The sequence below is a fragment of the Neobacillus sp. KR4-4 genome, assembly GCF_042136325.1.
GTDB lineage: Bacteria > Bacillota > Bacilli > Bacillales > Cytobacillaceae > Neobacillus.
On sequence record NZ_JBHHJU010000078.1, the window covers coordinates 1 to 1,052 of the forward strand.

Sequence of the window (1,052 nt, forward strand, 5' to 3'; positions counted from 1 at the left end):
TATTAGGAATGGTCGGGAAGACAGGATTCGAACCTGCGACCCCTTGGTCCCAAACCAAGTGCTCTACCAAGCTGAGCTACTTCCCGTTAAGTGCGCCCTGAGAGATTCGAACTCCCGACCTTTTGATTCGTAGTCAAACACTCTATCCAGCTGAGCTAAGGGCGCATATGAATTTAATTAACCTTAAAGTGGTGCCGAGGACCGGAATCGAACCGGTACGGTAGTCACCTACCGCAGGATTTTAAGTCCTGTGCGTCTGCCAGTTCCGCCACCCCGGCAAAAATAGAGAGCGGAAGACGGGATTCGAACCCGCGACCCCCACCTTGGCAAGGTGGTGTTCTACCACTGAACTACTTCCGCAAAAATTGTAAGTTATATTGCTGTTGCAATAAACTTTGATACGGGTGAAGGGAGTCGAACCCCCACGCCTTGCGGCGCCAGATCCTAAGTCTGGTGCGTCTGCCAATTCCGCCACACCCGCATTATTGAAAGTTATTTTGCTTTTCGCAAAAAACTCTGGTGAGCCATGAAGGACTCGAACCTTCGACCCTCTGATTAAAAGTCAGATGCTCTACCAACTGAGCTAATGGCTCAAAAAATGGTGCCGGCGAGAGGACTTGAACCCCCAACCTACTGATTACAAGTCAGTTGCTCTACCAATTGAGCTACCCCGGCAAAATCTTTGAAAGATAAATATGGTGGAGGATGACGGGATCGAACCGCCGACCCTCTGCTTGTAAGGCAGATGCTCTCCCAGCTGAGCTAATCCTCCAAATCAATGATACTTATTTTCACTATCGTGAAAAAACTTTGGTGACCCCTACGGGATTCGAACCCGTGTTACCTCCGTGAAAGGGAGGTGTCTTAACCACTTGACCAAGGGGCCAGATAAATTGTTGACAAAAAAAATAACCCCAAAGGGTTAGCCTGGCAACGTCCTACTCTCACAGGGACGCGTGTCCCAACTACCATCGGCGCTGAGAAGCTTAACTTCCGTGTTCGGTATGGGAACGGGTGTGACCTTCTCGCCATTGCTGCCAGACTATAAAATT

At 49.4% G+C, this 1,052-nt stretch carries 9 tRNA genes and 1 rRNA gene; all 10 read right to left on the reverse strand.

The features are described 5' to 3' along the window. Positions 1-9: 9 nt before the first annotated feature. Positions 10-86: transfer RNA gene (locus tag ACE198_RS27965), tRNA-Pro, on the reverse strand. A gap of 5 nt (positions 87-91) precedes the next feature. After that, positions 92-165 (reverse strand) — tRNA-Arg (locus tag ACE198_RS27970). 24 nt (positions 166-189) lie between these two features. Beyond that, positions 190-278 (reverse strand) — tRNA-Leu (locus tag ACE198_RS27975). Positions 279-288: 10 nt separating this feature from the next. Continuing rightward, positions 289-360: transfer RNA gene (locus ACE198_RS27980), tRNA-Gly, on the reverse strand. A 39-nt stretch (positions 361-399) separates the two neighbouring features. Then, positions 400-481, reverse strand: a tRNA-Leu gene (locus ACE198_RS27985). 36 nt (positions 482-517) lie between these two features. Then, positions 518-593, reverse strand: a tRNA-Lys gene (locus ACE198_RS27990). Positions 594-599: 6 nt separating this feature from the next. Beyond that, positions 600-675, reverse strand: a tRNA-Thr gene (locus tag ACE198_RS27995). A gap of 21 nt (positions 676-696) precedes the next feature. Further along, positions 697-772 (reverse strand) — tRNA-Val (locus ACE198_RS28000). A 39-nt stretch (positions 773-811) separates the two neighbouring features. Continuing rightward, a tRNA-Glu gene (locus ACE198_RS28005) sits at positions 812-886 on the reverse strand. A 39-nt stretch (positions 887-925) separates the two neighbouring features. After that, a 5S ribosomal RNA gene (gene rrf, locus ACE198_RS28010) occupies positions 926-1,042 on the reverse strand. Positions 1,043-1,052 lie beyond the last annotated feature (10 nt).